14 protein-coding genes are annotated in these 15033 nt (G+C 62.0%); 3 read left to right on the top strand and 11 right to left on the bottom strand.

All coding sequences use genetic code 11. The features are described 5' to 3' along the window. Positions 1-2: 2 nt before the first annotated feature. Complete coding sequence (locus C0606_17445; GenBank protein PLX35877.1) at positions 3-1919, top strand: ABC transporter; 1917 nt, start codon at positions 3-5, stop codon at positions 1917-1919. A gap of 42 nt (positions 1920-1961) precedes the next feature. Here C0606_17445 and C0606_17440 read toward each other — a convergent pair whose 3' ends face one another. The 7 genes from C0606_17440 to C0606_17410 form a co-directional block, all read right to left on the bottom strand. Further along, the gene (locus C0606_17440) at positions 1962-2612 is read right to left on the bottom strand and encodes an acetyltransferase (GenBank protein ID PLX35876.1); all 651 of its coding nucleotides are present in this window, start codon (positions 2610-2612) and stop codon (positions 1962-1964) included. Positions 2613-2751: 139 nt separating this feature from the next. Beyond that, positions 2752-3780, bottom strand: a complete 1029-nt coding sequence (locus C0606_17435; protein PLX35875.1) for a hypothetical protein — start codon at positions 3778-3780, stop codon at positions 2752-2754. A 3-nt stretch (positions 3781-3783) separates the two neighbouring features. Beyond that, positions 3784-4779: a flagellar motor protein MotA gene (locus C0606_17430; protein ID PLX35874.1), complete on the bottom strand. Its 996-nt coding sequence runs from the start codon at positions 4777-4779 to the stop codon at positions 3784-3786. A gap of 100 nt (positions 4780-4879) precedes the next feature. Further along, the gene (locus C0606_17425; GenBank protein PLX35873.1) at positions 4880-5674 is read right to left on the bottom strand and encodes an inositol monophosphatase; all 795 of its coding nucleotides are present in this window, start codon (positions 5672-5674) and stop codon (positions 4880-4882) included. A gap of 99 nt (positions 5675-5773) precedes the next feature. Then, entirely contained in the window at positions 5774-6337 is a 564-nt protein-coding gene (gene efp / locus C0606_17420) for an elongation factor P (protein PLX36015.1), read from the bottom strand. A gap of 156 nt (positions 6338-6493) precedes the next feature. Beyond that, positions 6494-7474, bottom strand: a complete 981-nt coding sequence (locus C0606_17415) for a hypothetical protein (GenBank protein ID PLX35872.1) — start codon at positions 7472-7474, stop codon at positions 6494-6496. Beyond that, a complete protein-coding gene (locus tag C0606_17410; GenBank protein ID PLX35871.1) occupies positions 7471-8115 on the bottom strand; it encodes a thiamine phosphate synthase in 645 nt (214 codons plus the stop codon). The genes C0606_17415 and C0606_17410 overlap by 4 nt, the downstream gene beginning before the upstream one ends. A 386-nt stretch (positions 8116-8501) precedes the next feature. On the opposite strand from C0606_17410, the gene C0606_17405 reads away from it, so the two are divergent. Next, on the top strand, positions 8502-9602 hold the full coding sequence (locus tag C0606_17405) for a hypothetical protein (protein ID PLX35870.1): 1101 nt from the start codon (positions 8502-8504) through the stop codon (positions 9600-9602). Between the two features lie 278 nt (positions 9603-9880). Then, positions 9881-10555: a hypothetical protein gene (locus tag C0606_17400; GenBank protein ID PLX35869.1), complete on the top strand. Its 675-nt coding sequence runs from the start codon at positions 9881-9883 to the stop codon at positions 10553-10555. A gap of 100 nt (positions 10556-10655) precedes the next feature. On the opposite strand, the gene C0606_17395 is transcribed toward C0606_17400, so the two are convergent. The 4 genes from C0606_17395 to C0606_17380 all read right to left on the bottom strand — a co-directional run bounded on the left by C0606_17395 (position 10656) and on the right by C0606_17380 (position 15031). Then, complete coding sequence (locus tag C0606_17395; GenBank protein PLX35868.1) at positions 10656-11633, bottom strand: hypothetical protein; 978 nt, start codon at positions 11631-11633, stop codon at positions 10656-10658. Positions 11634-11808: 175 nt separating this feature from the next. Continuing rightward, a complete protein-coding gene (locus C0606_17390) occupies positions 11809-13038 on the bottom strand; it encodes a hypothetical protein (GenBank protein PLX35867.1) in 1230 nt (409 codons plus the stop codon). Positions 13039-13339: 301 nt separating this feature from the next. After that, on the bottom strand, positions 13340-14131 hold the full coding sequence (locus C0606_17385; GenBank protein ID PLX35866.1) for a hypothetical protein: 792 nt from the start codon (positions 14129-14131) through the stop codon (positions 13340-13342). 3 nt (positions 14132-14134) lie between these two features. Continuing rightward, positions 14135-15031: a glycosyl transferase gene (locus tag C0606_17380; GenBank protein PLX35865.1), complete on the bottom strand. Its 897-nt coding sequence runs from the start codon at positions 15029-15031 to the stop codon at positions 14135-14137. Positions 15032-15033: the final 2 nt, after the last annotated feature.

Below are 15033 nucleotides of genomic sequence, written 5' to 3'. Positions count from 1 at the left end.
TGATGAACGCACCCGGCGGCAAGAGGGTTCAGGGGGAAATCGTGGCCCGTAGAAAAAAACAAGCAGTCGAAACGGAAAACGGCATATCGTCGGAACGCGCGTCGAGCCGATCGGTGCGGCCGCTGGCGGCGCTGTTCCCCTATGTTATGCGCTATCGCGTCATGGTGCTGGCCGCGTTCATCGCGTTGGTCGCGGCCTCGGTGGCGACGCTTGCGGTGCCGCTTGCCGTGCGCCGCATGATCGATTTCGGTTTCTCGGCTACCAATCCGAGCTTCATCGACAATTACTTCGGCATGCTGCTGATTGTCGCCGGCGCGCTCGCCGCCGCCAGCGCCAGCCGCTACTATTTCGTAACCTGGCTCGGCGAGCGGATCGTGTCGGATTTGCGCGCTGACGTTTTCACCCATGTGACGAAGCTTTCCCCGGCCTTTTTCGACACGGCCCAGTCGGGCGAAGTGGTGTCGCGGCTGACTGCGGATACAACGCAGATCAAGGCTGCCGTCGGCGCGAGCGCCTCGATCGCGCTGCGAAACCTGTTCCTGTTCATCGGTGCCGCCTCGATGATGGTGATCACCAGCCCGCGGCTGTCGGGCTTTGTGCTGATCGCCATTCCGTTCATCGTTATTCCGATCATCGCGTTCGGCCGCACGGTGCGCAAGAAATCGCGCCTGGCGCAGGACATGCTTGCCAATGCGACCGCCTATGCCAGCGAGGCGATCGGCGCGGTGCGCACCCTGCAGGCCTTCACCAACGAGGCCTTCGCGTCGAAAAAGTTCTCGGCTGCCGTCGATCGGGCTTTCGATGCGGCGCGCACATCGACCAAGGCACGCGCCATTCTTACTGCCTTTGCGATCTTCCTTGTCTTCGGCAGTGTCGTCGGGGTGCTGTGGATCGGCGCCAAGGACGTGCTCGACGGGCGGATCACGCCGGGTGCGCTCGGCCAGTTCGTGCTCTATTCGGTGTTCGCCGCGGGCGCGCTCGGCGAGTTGAGCCAGGTCTGGGGCGAGATCGCGCAGGCGTCGGGCGCGGCGGAACGCATTTCCGAACTGCTGCACACCCCGTCGGCGATCACCGCGCCGGCAAAACCGGTCGCGCTGCCTCAACCGGGGCGCGGCGAGGTTGGCTTCGACTCGGTCTCCTTTGCCTATCCGAGCCATCCGGATTCGCCGGTGCTGAACGGTATCAGTCTCGCGATCAAGCCGGGCGAGACGGTCGCCGTTGTCGGCCCCTCGGGCGCTGGCAAGTCGACGCTGTTCCACCTCCTGCTGCGCTTTTACGATCCGGTACTCGGGACCGTGAAGCTCGATGGGGTCGATCTGAAAGAGGCCGATCCGCTCGACGTGCGCGGGCGCATCGCGCTGGTGCCGCAGGACACGGTGATCTTTGCCTCAAGCATTGCCGACAACATCCGCTACGGCCGGCCGGGAGCAAGTGATGATGAGGTCCGCGCCGCTGCCAAGGCAGCCCACGCCGATCACTTCATTTCCGAAATGCAGGACGGCTACGAGACAATGGTCGGCGAACGCGGCGTGACGCTTTCCGGCGGTCAGCGCCAGCGGATCGCCATTGCACGCGCGATCCTGAAAGACGCGCCGGTTCTGCTGCTCGACGAGGCGACCTCGTCGCTCGATGCGCATAGCGAGACGCAGGTGCAGGAAGCGCTTGAAGAGCTGATGAAGGGCCGCACCACGCTGGTCATCGCCCATCGGCTCGCCACCGTGCTGAAGGCCGACCGCATTGTCGTGTTCGAAAAGGGCCAGGTAGTCGAAGAGGGCGATCACACGAGCCTCGTCGGCAAGGGCGGGCTCTATGCGCGCCTCGCCCGCCTGCAGTTCGAGACCGGTGCCGCCGCGCTCAACGGCAATTGGAACGGCAACGGCAACGCGACGGCAAGCGACGCGGGTGAAGCGTCCGAATAGCCCTACGCGGTGCCGCATGGGCTTCTCTGTCTCTGACGGCGGCTAGGACTGGGCCTTGGCGGCGATGGCCTTCAGGGCTGCGATATCGCTGCTCTCAAGAGCGGTCAGGTGCGCCATGATCACGTCGATTGGCCAGTCCCACCATCGCAGCGCAAGCAGGTCGGCAATCGTTTGATCATCGAAGCGTTTGCGGATGACTTCGGCCGGGTTGCCGCCGACGATCACGTAGGGTGCGACGTCGCGGGTGACGACGGATGCCGCCGCGATGATCGCGCCGTCACCGATCGTGACGCCGGGCATGATGGTTGCGCCGCTTCCGATCCAGACATCGTTGCCAACGACCGTGTCCTTGAACGGCAGGTCGGCGTAGTCGCCAATGGTTGCCGGATCGAAGATACGGAACGGGAACGCCGTCACGCCACCCATCGGGTGGTTGGCGGACGAGGTGATGAAGGTTACGCTCGCGGCGATCTGAACGAAGTTGCCGATCGTCAGTTTCTCGTTGCTGTGCGGATAGAGGTAAGGCGCAATGGCGCTCGCGATGTCGTCGAGCGGTGCGTGCGAGCTGTAGTAGCTGAAACTACCGGCTTCGATGCGGGGGTGGTCGAGGACGGCCTTGAGAAAGACCGTGGTCTCGATGGTCCGCCCATCCGGCAACGTGACAGGAAAGCGGGTAGCGGGATCAAGGGGCATGGCGGGGACCTTTGACGATCTGTTTCCGCCCGTTTCGTGGTGCGGGCAGGCTCGGCAAGTATTTGGTTCTCGAGGCCTGGTAACAGGCCGCCCTACTTGATCATCGTCCCGCTCTCCGACTCACCCGGCGTTGCCGCCTTTACCGCTGCGTCAGCTTCAGCTCGATGCGACGGTTCTTGGCATAGTCCTCGTCGGTCTCGCCGTCTTCAAGCGGCTGGAACTCGCCGAAGCCGGCAGCAACCAACCGTTTGGGTGGCACGCCCTTTTCGATCAGGTATTTGACCACGGAAATCGCGCGCGCGGCCGAGAGTTCCCAGTTCGAGGGGAAGCGGCTCGAGGCGATCGGGCGCTTGTCGGTGTGGCCATCGACACGCAGCACCCAGTCGATCTCGTCGGGGATCTGGCTGCCGAGCTCGATGATCGCCTCGGCGAGCTTGTCGAGTTCGGTCTGGCCGGCCTCGGCGACGTTGGCATCGCCGGCGGAGAACAGCACTTCGGACTGGAATACGAAGCGATCGCCGACGACGCGGATGTCGGAACGCTGCGACAGGATTTCGCGCAGCCGGCCGAAGAAGTCGGAGCGGTAGCGCGACAGTTCCTGAACGCGCTGGGCGAGCGCCACATTGAGGCGTTTGCCGAGGTCGGCGATCTTGGCCTGGGATTCCTTGTCGCGGCTTTCCGAGGCGTCGAGAGCCGCTTCAAGCGCGGCAATCTGACGGCGGAGCGCCGAGATCTGCTGGTTGAGCAGTTCGACCTGGGCCAGCGCGCGCTGGCTGATGCGCTTTTCGGCGTCGATCTGCGATTCGAGCGTATTGGCCTTGTCGCCGGCAGCACTCGCCGCGCCCGACTGCGAGGCAAGCAGACCGGCGAGGCGGTTGCGCTCGGCCTCGCTCTCGGCGAGGTTGGCTTCAAAGATGCTGAGCGTTTCGGTCAGGCTCGAATTGTTCGCCTGGCCGAGTGCGAGCGCTTCCTTGAGGGCGGCAATTTCCGCGTTCAGCTCGTTCAGCACGGTGTCGCGGCTGGTCACTTCCTGGCTGAGGAAGAACTGCGCCAGCATGAACAGCGACAGAAGGAAGATGATGACAAGCAGCAGCGTCGCCATCGCATCGACGAAGCCTGGCCAGAAATCGGCGCGATATTCGCGCCGTCTCGAACGCGCGATCGCCACAGCCTATTCCTTCACCTTCGATGCCGCCCCGATGAGGGCCTGAAGCAGTTTCTTCACCTCGGCCTGCTGTTCGGCCTGCGCCTCGCCCCATTCGCGCATCATCGCCTGTTCCGAGCGGACATGCTGAACGAGGCCCTGAATGCCTTCGGCGAGGTTGGCCATTGCCTGTGTCGCGGCGCGGTTGCTGCCAGCGTCGCCGCCGGAGCGCGCCATGCGCTCGATTGCGACCCGCAACCCTTCGAGCGAGGCGTTGGCCATGCCGCCGTCGGCCAGTTCTTCCGGGGTGAGGTCAGTGACCGTTGACAGCCAGTCTTCCAGATCGGTGTAGAAGCGGTTCTGCGCCTGGCCCGACTGCAGGTCGAGGAAGCCGAGGATCAGCGATCCGGTCAGACCGAAGAGCGAGGACGAAAAGGCGGTGCCCATACCCGACAGCGGGGCTTCCAGGCCGGTCTTGAGGTCCTCGAAGATGACGTTGGCATCGCCGGAGCCGACATTGAGCGACTGGATGGTGCTGGCCACCGAGCTCACGGTCTGCAGCAGGCCCCAGAAGGTGCCGAGCAGGCCGAGGAAGACGAGCAGGCCGGTCAGATAGCGCGAGATGTCGCGCGCCTCGTCGAGGCGCATGCCGATCGAGTCGAGGATCGAGCGCATGGTCTGCGTCGAGATCATGGTTTCGCCGAGCCGGTCGCCGAGCAGTGTCGCCATCGGCGCCAGCAGAACCGGCGGGCGCCGAACCTCGAGGCCGGGATCGCCGATGCGGAAATCATTGACCCAGCGCACTTCAGGAAAAAGGCGGACAACCTGGCGGAAGGCGATCCCGATGCCGATCAATCCGACACCGATGATCAGCCCGTTGAGACCCGGGTTGCTCATGAAGGCCTCAATGATCTGACGGTACAGAATCAGCAATACGAAGCCGACGATCACGAGAAACATGATCATTCGGATAAGAAAAACACTCGGGCTGGAGAGCTTATAAGGATCGAGATCTTTGGCCATAACGCAATCAAACCGTTTGAGTCGGCATCAGTGATAGCGCGATTTGGCGATTGAGAAAAACGCCAAATCTCCGCGGACACTCCGACTCCGGTCTGATAGCTCAGTCGCGCGCCTGTTTTATGACCGCCAGAAGCTTGCGGTGAACGTCTTCATTGCCGGCGATGATGGAGCCGTTGTCGAGCATCTTGTCGCGGTCGTCGAGGTCGGTGACGAAGCCGCCCGCTTCACGCACCAGCACGATGCCGGCGGCGACGTCCCAGGCGCTCAGATCCCGTTCCCAATAGCCGTCGAAACGGCCGGCCGCGACCCAGGCAAGATCGAGCGAGGCGGCGCCGCAGCGGCGCACGCCGGCGGCTTCGGTCATCGTTCCGGCAAGTTCCTTCAGGAACAGCCCGTGGTCGCCGCGGCCGAGATGCGGAATGCCGGTGGCGATGACGCAGTCATGCAGATCCTTGCGCTGGGCAACGCGCAGGCGGCGGTCGTTGAGATAGGCGCCACCGCCGCGTTCGGCGGTAAACAGGTCCTGGCTGATCGGATTGTAGACGACGCCCGCTTCCAGCCGTCCGTTCTTTTCCAGCGCAACGGAGACGGCGAAGGCCGGGATCGAATGGAGGAAGTTGGTGGTGCCGTCGAGCGGATCGATGATCCAGCGGTGGATGCCGTCATTGCCCTCGATGACGCCGGACTCTTCCATCAGGAAGCCGTAGTTCGGGCGGGCCTTCTGCAATTCGCGGCGCAGGATGTCCTCGGCACGTTGGTCGGCTGCGGTGACGAAATCGGCCGGTCCCTTGCGCGAGACCTGCAGGTTTTCGACCTCGCCGAAATCGCGGGTGAGCGAGCGGCCGGCCTTGGAGACGGCCTGCACCATGACATTAATAAGCGCCGAGCGGGGCATGGCAGCTTCTTCTTTCGTAACAGCAGGGGGACGCCGGCGCGGCTTGCCGGCGAAGGGGCGACGGCGCGAGCGCCGTCAACCATTCACTATCGGGACGGATCAGTCGGCGCGGCGCACATAGGCGACTTCGTTGGTGTCGACGACGACCTTTTCGCCAGCTGACACGAAGGGCGGCACCAGCAGGCGGACGCCGTTTTCGAGCACCGCCGGCTTGTAGGACGACGACTGGGTCTGACCCTTCACGACGGCATCGGCCTCGGTGATCTCGAGCGTGACGTGCTGCGGCAGGGTGATGCCGATCGGGCGGCCTTCGTGCATTTCGAGCGTCACGGTCATGCCGTCCTGCAGGAAGGCGGCGCGGTCGCCGACGAAGTCGGTCTGCAGCTCGATCTGTTCATAGGTGTCGGAATCCATGAAGACGAGCATCTCGCCCTCGGCGTAGAGGAACTGGAAGTCCTTCTGCTCGAGGCGGACGCGCTCGACGGTGTCGGCGGAGCGGAAGCGCTCGTTGAGCTTGCGGCCGTCGAGGAGATTCTTCAGCTCCACCTGCGCAAAGGCTCCGCCCTTGCCGGGCTTCACGTGCTGGACCTTGACGGCGGCCCACAGCGAGTCCTGGTGCATGATCACGTTGCCGGGGCGGATTTCGTTGCCATTGATCTTCATGTTTTCCATCCGGAAGTACGGACGACAGACCGCCGCGGCCAGGCGGCGCGCGTGCCGGGATCGTCGGTTGAAAGTCGTATCGGCGCCTGTGCACCACAAAACCGGGCGAAATTCAAGCGTCGTGAGGGCGCAACCGGTCCAGGTCGGGCCGGCAGGTCAGTGCCGGCCGAGTTCGACAGCCTTCTCGCGGGCTTTCTTCTGGTCGTCCGCCGAGAGGCTTTCATAGATGCCGTCGAGCCACAGATCCGACAGGCCGGTGGCACGGGCGAGCAGATGCCAGGCCGAGGCGGTGATCGGATCGATGTCGGCTCCGCGGCCGGTGGCCAGCATGCGGGCGAGGCGGTTGCGGGCGATCGGGCTGCCGCTACCGGCGGCGCGGCGGAACCACGCGACCGCCGCCTTGTCGTTCTGCGCCGTTCCCTTGCCGTTGGCCAGCCGAATTGCGTATTCGACCTGCGCGTCCATGTGACCGGCCTGGGCGGCGATGGCGAACAGGTCGCTGGCGCGAACGTCGTCGCGTTTGATGCCGGTGCCTTCCGACAGCATCACGGCAAGAGCGTAGCGGGCGTCGGTGTTGTTGGCCTCGGCTGCCTTCTCGAACAGCTCTGCGGCGCGTGCGGGATCGCGCGGGCGGGCCGTTCCGTTCAGGTAGATGAGGCCGAGATTGTAGATCGCCGCGGTCTGGCCCTGTGCCGCCGCCTTCTCAAACAGCGTTGCGGCCTTGCCGATATCCTTTTCCGCGCCGCGGCCGTCGAGATGCATGAGGCCGAGCAGGAGCTGGGCCTCGCGATCGCCGCTGGTGGCGGCGATTTCGTACCATTCGGCGGCCTTCTTGAAGTCACGGGCGATGCCGTAGCCCTGCTCGTAGATGAGGCCGAGCAGGGTCTGCGAGGCGGCATTGCCGGCCGCCGCGCTTTGCGTCGCGTAGTGAAAGGCGGTCAGGTAGAAGCCGCGCTGATAGGCGCCATAGGCGAGATCCGGCTCCGGGCCCGGAGCCTCGGGCGTTGCGGCCGTCAGCGGCAACTCGAAGGCTTTCGGAGCGGGTGTTTCTGCCGCCATCGCCGAGAGCTGGAACGCCAGACCGGCGGCGATGGCCAGAACGCCTGCGCGCGCGCCCGTCAGGAACGGATGCGTCATACGTCCTCCATCATGCGGTCGAGCACCGCATTGGCGGCGGCGACGGCGGCGGCCGGGCCGTCGGCATGATCCCAGACGGCGTTGCGCAGGGCGATGAAATCGGAGCCGCTCTCGGCGGTGGCCGCGAAGTCGGCGAGGTCGGAACCTGCCAGCACAACGCAGGGCGGCTCGAACACCTCACTCCACCAGGCAGCGAATTCAAGATCGCGCGGATGGGCATGCGGGCGTTCGTCGTGATCGATGCGGCCGAAGAAAACGTAGTCGGCGCCGAGTTCACCCGCGAGCATGGCCTGATGGCGGTTGGCCAGGTTGCCGGCGCCGACGAAGTGGCGCGGCTGGAAGCGTTCGATGGCTTCCTTGAGATCCTCCTCGCCGGAATCGACATGGATGCCGTCGGCCTTGACCCGGCCGGTGATGCGGGTGTCGTTGCGGATGAGGGCGGCGACGCCGGCCTCCTGCGCGATCGGAACCAGCTTTTCGGCGATTTCCTGCAAGGCGTCGTCGACCGCGTCCGGCGCGATCAGCAGCGAGGCGACGTCGCCGGCTGCGAGCGCGGCCTCAAGGCGCGGCGCGAAAACTTCAAGCTCAAGCTGGCGGGGGGTGACCAGAAACAGGCGGGGGCGGTAGATCTCGTCGGTCATTTTCTGCGCATTCGTTCGTTCGTTCGGGGCGCTTCGGCTCCCGTTCGGTCAGGGCCGCAGCGGCGTTGCCCCTGATCTTGTCGGGTCCCCGGTCTTACCGGGCTTTGCGACAAAGAGCCAGAGCGCTTGCTCGCTGAACGGAGCGGGTTGGTTTACGGCAGTCGCCGCGCAGATGCCATGCGGTCCTGTGAGGGCCGTTCGGTGTCTGGTATAGATATCCAAAAAGGCCAATTCGAGGCTTTCCACTTTGTCCTGTCGGGCAGATTTGCGATCCCTCGATCAACTGGCGCATGGTGTCGGTCCACGGTGCGCCGTTCGGCACGCGGGTAAAGCGACGTCGGCGAGGGCAAGCTGCGCGGCGTTGCGTCCAATTCTGCGGGGGTTTCATGGTCAAATCCGTCATTCTGCATATCGGCATGCACAAGACGGGCTCAACGTCGATCCAGCAGTCCCTGCAAGGTTATGACGACGGCAAGGCTTTCTACGGGCGTTTCGACGGTTTCAATCATTCGATTCCGATCATCACGGCCTTTTCGAAGGACTCTGACGGCTATCACGTATGGCGCAAACGGGGGGTTCGCAAGGACGCGATCAAAGGGATGCGTGCCGCCTTCCTCGATGTCCTGAAAAGAGATCTTGGGCGCAAGAACCGCGAGACGCTGGTGTTGTCGGGCGAAGGCGTCAGCATGATGTCGAATGACGACAAAGCCGAGCTGATCGCGTTTATGAACTCCCATGTCGAACGGGTTCAGGTCATTTGCTATGTGCGCGATCCGGTTTCCTACGCCGCCTCGTTCTGGCAGCAGAAGGTGCAGAGCGGAACGACGACGTTTCCGGACATCGTGCCATCGAAATACAGGCGCGCGCTTCACAAGTTCGCCTCGCTCCTGCCGGGGAGTGATCTGATCGTCCGCAGCTTCTCCAGAGACGCCTTGCGTGGTGGAAACGTCGTCGAGGATTTCTGCGAAGTCTGCGGACTGGACTTCCGACGCGTCTCGGAGAAGAGCTCCAATGCGAGCCTGACGCTGCCGGCGCTGAAGCTGGTGGTTGCCTTCAACGAATCCAATGACTGCAATCAGGGCGACGAGGTTGTCGCCTTTGCGCGCAACAACATGGTGAACCGCCTCGGCGAGCTCTATCAGGATGGCGAGCGCATCGACTCCAGCCGCTTTTCCGGCGTCGCGGACACTTCGCAGCTGGACTATCTGAAGGCGCGTTTCGGCATCGCGTTCGCAGGTGTTTCGGAACAACGGAAAGGCAACGCCGCGGAGATCCTAGCCTGGCTTCGGGATATCGACGATGTCGACCTCGGCGTCCTCGACAAGGAACTGCGGGACCGCGGTATCGAGGGTCGCTTCGACGATGCGCCGGCGAAGCTGAACCGGCTTTTTTATTCATTCGTCTGCGACAAGGAGCCTTTCTTTCCCGTCGCCGTGCGCAAATTGAAAAACGCCCATTCCGTTTTCGTTGGCCGGTTCAAGAAGTGACGGCGTCGGGCGTGTGACATGCCGGGGGAATATCCCGCAAGAGCCGGCCCGTGCCGCTGCCGCGATGGCGCATTATCCGTTTGTTTTGCCGCTGCTTTGTCGACGCCAATTGTTCCAATTGGGTGTCCGATGCTCTAAAAAGTCGGAGAAATTTCGGTAACCCCGCCATTCGACGGGATGGATTTGCCGAAGCGGTGTGTTTCGAAGCTCCCGGAACGTGCGGGGGCAGGTGGCCTTGTGGCTGCCGTCGGCAGAGAACAGGGAATTGGCGTAAGAAAATGGCACGAGGAAAACTGGACGCACTCAAGGGCACGATCTTCATCGTGACCTATGGCCGGTCGGGTTCGACGCTTCTGCAGACCCTGCTTCAGTCCATTCCCGACTCACACATCCTCGGCGAGAATTACAACGCGCTGATGGGGTTGTTCCAGGCCGCCAAGTCGGTGAGGCGGTCCAGGGCGAAAAAGGGCGGCAAGGAGCGGCCGGCGAACGATCCGTGGTACGGCGCGTCGGGGCTTGTTCCCAAGCGCTTTGAGCACCGCCTTGCCCGAGTTTTCCTCGAAGAGGTCCTGCAGGTGCCCGAGGGATGCCGTTGGGTCGGATTCAAGGAAATTCGCTATACGCAGGCGGAAGACGACTTCGATGCGTTCCTGATGTTCATCAGGCGAGCCTTTCCGAATGCGTTTTTTGTCTTCAACTCGCGCAATGTCGACGATGTCATGAAGTCCAAATGGTGGGCGAACCAGCCACCGGAAAAGGTGCGCAAACTCGTCCTGAAGATGGATGAGCGTTTCGCGGAGTTCGCCAAGGAACACCCGGACTTCTCGCACCACGTCTTCTATGAGCAGACCGTTGCCGACCCAAAGACGCTGCAGCCGCTTTTCGACAAGCTTGGCGAGCCGCTCAATCTCGAGCTCGCCCATGAAAAGCTGGCCGAGCGTCTGACTCACTAGCGAGCATTCATCGCCGGCCGGGTCCGATCGACCTGGCAGCGCCGCGAGATCGATGGCGACGCAAGGGCGAGGGCAGTCGGCGTCCTGGCGGGACGATCGATCAGCCTTTGAGGTCCTGCATGAACTGGGGCAGATAGAGTTCGATGAAGGTCCGCTTGTCGACGCTCTTGGGATCCCAGACCGGGTGGTTGGGCAGCTTGTCGTTGAACAGGTCGTCCGTTCCGAAATAGCGCTGCGCGACGGCCTGGTTCGACTTCTCGTATTTGGCCAGGATTTCCTTGCGCATCGCTTCCGTCATGTAGCTGAATTTCGGCTCCGGGCTGATCTTCTGCAACAGGCTGGAAACGCGCGTCATACGACCCGCAAGACGCTTGCGGACGTCTGCCTCCAGGCGTTTCGCGTTTGCGAAGCGCATGACCTCGGCACAGTCCTTGCGCAACGACGCGTTCTTCGCGAAGACCATGTTCTTGGGCAGATTGGTTTCCGTCACCTCTTCAATGCCGAGGGTCCTGAGGAAATCCAGCTCGATTTTTCCTTCGGGGAATCTCTCGAATTCGAAGCGGCGGACATGGATGTTCTCCCGGCCGAACTGCTGTTCCCACGGCGTCAGGAAGCTGTCGAGATCGAGTGACGCGAGTTTCAGCGTTCTGAAGAACTCTTCGAATGTCTTGGAAAGATCGTCGTTGTTCTGCAGCCGCTGCTGGTAGCGCGACTCCATCTGGGCATCCTGCCGGCGGACGTAGACCACCACCTTGATCTCGATGTCGGACGGAACGAGCTTCTTCAGCCGTGCCGGCGCGGACAGCCATTCGAACTGCTCGGAGCTGATGATGGCGTCGGTGTGCGGGCTCTCCTCGATCTCCTTGATCGTCGGCGCCCAAAGGGCCGCGGCGGAACTCTCGTCGTAGTTCTGATAGGTGGCGCGCGCCAGCGGATGGTGCGCCTTGGTCGGGGTGTTGGGGGCCGGATAGAGGAAGCCGTGCGGGTTGATGGCCTGCGGATTGGCAAACAGGAAATTCTGGAGGAACGTGGATGCGGTCTTGTGCATTCCGATATGCAGCCAAATACGTTTCGGCATGACTCTTCCCTAACTCTCAACAAATTCCCGGTGTGCGCTGTCCGATTTGACGGCGATATTTCGCAGGACCACGGTCGCGATTGCGGTCGTGGCAGCAGTGGCATAGCAAAAATGGACGGTTTTCCAAAGACCGTTTCGGGCCCGGAAGGCGATTTGTTGCCGCTGACGCCGTGGTTTAACGTCTGCCGCGAAGTGCCTTGTCGGTCTTCGACAGGAGCGTGCGGTATCGTTGGATGTTACCGTTGTGCACTTCAACGAAGGAGGCGCCAAGCCTGACCGCCTCGTTGAGGGCCGCGGCCATTTCGCCTGCGTCGCATCGACTTGCCGGGTTGCGGCAGCCAAGGCGCTGGGCGTTGAGCTGCAGTCCGATATGCGCGCCGTTCGACTTCGCCCATTCGAGGATGCGCGGATACCCGCCACCGGTGTGAAAGATCGTGGAGTTGATCACGGCGCGACGGTTATAATCCGATACGAATTGTCTCAGTATCTTGTTGAGGGTTCGGTTCTTTGCCCGCGGTGCGCAGCGCCATCCCTGCTTGATGGTCGGAAAGCGCCTTGATCCCGGGACGAAGGCCATGCCGAGCGGCTTGTCGGGAAACGCCTGATCGACCACGGACGTCAAACGCCGGCTCGCCTGGAGGACCTTGTCTTCGGAGTAGCCGATTTCCAGCCAGGCTTCACATAGCTTGGCGTTCATCTGAAACTGCTGCTGGCGGCGGCTGGGATCTCCGCCGCTCTTGCCGACGAATGCTTTCGGCCCGTTCAGACGGATTTCCGGCGAATGGACGGCAATGCCGGCGACCTTCACCAGCACGACGGCGTCATACCAACGCGGGTTCGAGCGCAGAAAACGTGCGAGTTTGCGGTGAACCTTGCCGTATTCCTCGATGAACGCCGGGTCCCAGGGTGCGGGAACCCATTGCTGTGCGCTCCCTTCCTGCTTTTCCCGCGCATGCACGGTGAGCGGAATGCGGTGGTGCAGCACGCCTTTTCGCATCAGCCAGGCCGGGGTGTATTTGCCCGCCATGATGACGATCGAGACCTTTTTCCCGGCCGCGGTGATTTCGTCCAGCTGGCGGCCGATTTCATCGAAGCGGTAGCTGTTTTCGGCCGGATTGAGGACCGCCCATTTGTATCGCAGGAAGACGACGCTGAGGCGATCGTCGAACTGTATCTGACAGGATTTCTGCAGGGTGCAGTCGTCTGTCTGGCGCCAGCTGCTGGTCCATTGAGGGCCGTGCAGCGCATTTCTGGCAATGGCGTAATGGATGCCCCGGAAGTCCTGCGCGAACGCCGTGGCGGCACCGATCAGCGTAAACAGCGCGGCGAGCAGCAGGAGAGTGGCACTTGTACGCGCGCGGCGCGTTTCGAGAATGCTGACCGGTTCCGGATGCATGTTTGCCATCTCCGAGGCTGTTGTGGGTGCACGACAGGTTTGCTGTCACGGTGTCGGATGCTGCCGCTCCGGCAGGCTGGTCCCTTACGGTAATAAACAGACGATTCAGGCGTTCAATTCACCACGCCTTTCTGTTCAAAGAAAGGCCCGAAGCGGAAGGCATTTCGAGTTTCGACCGGCCGCAATGAAAACCGCGCGGGCGAAATACCGGTCCCCGCGCGGCAAAACCGTCAATTCCGATTGTTTGCTTCGGCTCGTGCGCTGTCTCGCGTGGCGATGGCGCAGCGGCGATTCCGGCTGCGGGCCGGGACTATCTCGCTGCCAGCAGTTTTGCCGCCAGTTCGTCGTATTTGCTCTGGATCATGTCGAAGATTTCCAGATCGAGGCGGTGCTTTTCCGACAGCTCCTCTATCACGCTTTGCGGAACATCCTCAAAACCAGTCGAGGTGCGTGCCGAGGCGGTGTTGACCTTGCTGGTGTCGCGCAGTTCGTAGCCGAAGCCGAGGGAACCGCGCAGGCAGGCGAGCGACAGGTCGAACTGTTCCTGCAGGCCGATGAAATTGTAGGTCCTCTGCAGCTTCGTCCAGTACTCGTCGATGTTGTAGACGGGGCCGACGAGTTTCTCGGCCATGATGTTGGGCTTCAAAGTGAGCGCGAAATTCTCGAAATTCGGGAAGTTGCGCTTGAAGTCCTTGTGCGGCGGATGCGCTGGCGACGTCGAGTAATTGTACTCCGACAGGATGCGCTTCAGCGGATCGCGGATGAAGCAGGTCGTCACGCTCGGCGTGTCGAGGCGGTAGATGTAGCGGATGTGGTCGTAGGTCAGGTGACCGTAGACGAATTCGATGCGACGACCTTCCGGTGTGCCGCCGGCTTTCAGATATTCGTGCCAGATGGGGCCGATCTGGTCCCAAGGAAGCGGAAGAACGAGTTTCTTGCGCGGATAGTGGTTGCGCATTTCCTTGCCGAAAGCCATGCCGGCCGTTTTTGGCAGATGAACATAGATGTGAACGTAATAAGGCTGCCAGAGACCCGCGTGAATGAAATCATGGGTGTTCGTGAACAGTTCGTCGAAGCTGGTCTGGCACTGAAGATTGCTCATAATTTATTCCACGGTTTCTTTTTTGACCTTCATGAAGAGGCCATTGATCATTGCTTTGTTCAGTTCACAGCGCAAAGACAGCGGAAGCTTGTAGCGCTTCATCTGCATGTTGCGGTTGACCGCGTAAGAAAACCAATCCCAGAACCCGAGGGTCTTGTGATAGTAGGCCTGGTTGCGCGCGCCGTAGCGATACTTCCATAGGTTACCCTTGTTGACCAAGCCGAAATTTACGCCTTCGTTCTTCTCGAGGTCGTGGTGCACCAGGCTGTCGAGAACGTAGATGCCGGGATAGCCTCTGGCGAGCCGCTTGGTGTACTCGACGTCGTCGAACCAGATGAAAAACTCCGAGATCGGCAGCCCGACCTGCTTGACCTTGCCCCGTGGAATGAGGACGGAAACGAAGGAGCAGTGCTTGATCAGCATGTACTGCCGCTTCTCGGGGTCATAATGGCGCGGCCAGTCCCAGACCGGTTCGGGGATGTTCATCTCGCACAGATCGTCATGCCACTTGACCAGGGAGCAGGCGAAGCCGGGCACGAAGCCGGATTTCTCGGCCGCGCCTTCATATCCGGCGACCAGCTTTTCCAGCGCGTCGGGATAGGCGTAGCAATCGTCATCCATGACCCAGATCATGTCGGCCCCGGTCTGGTAGGCCTCCCTGATGCCCTTGTTGAAGCCGCCGGCACCGCCGGTGTTCTCCTTGGAGCGGATGTTCTGGATCTTCGGATTGTTGGCGGCCAGTTCGGCGAGATACTCGTCCGTACCGTCGGTCGACGCGTTGTCGATGATGACGACCTGTTCGATCGGATGGGTCTGTGCCAGCACATGGTCGATCGTGTGCTTGACCTTCTCAAGACGATTGAACGTCACGATAACGGCGGTGACAGTTGTTTTCTGCAAGG

The organism is Hyphomicrobiales bacterium, assembly GCA_002869065.1.
Taxonomy (GTDB): domain Bacteria; phylum Pseudomonadota; class Alphaproteobacteria; order Rhizobiales; family Rhodobiaceae; genus Rhodobium.
The sequence above is the reverse complement of the archived record's forward strand: the minus strand, read 5'-3'. Positions and strand labels throughout refer to the sequence as shown.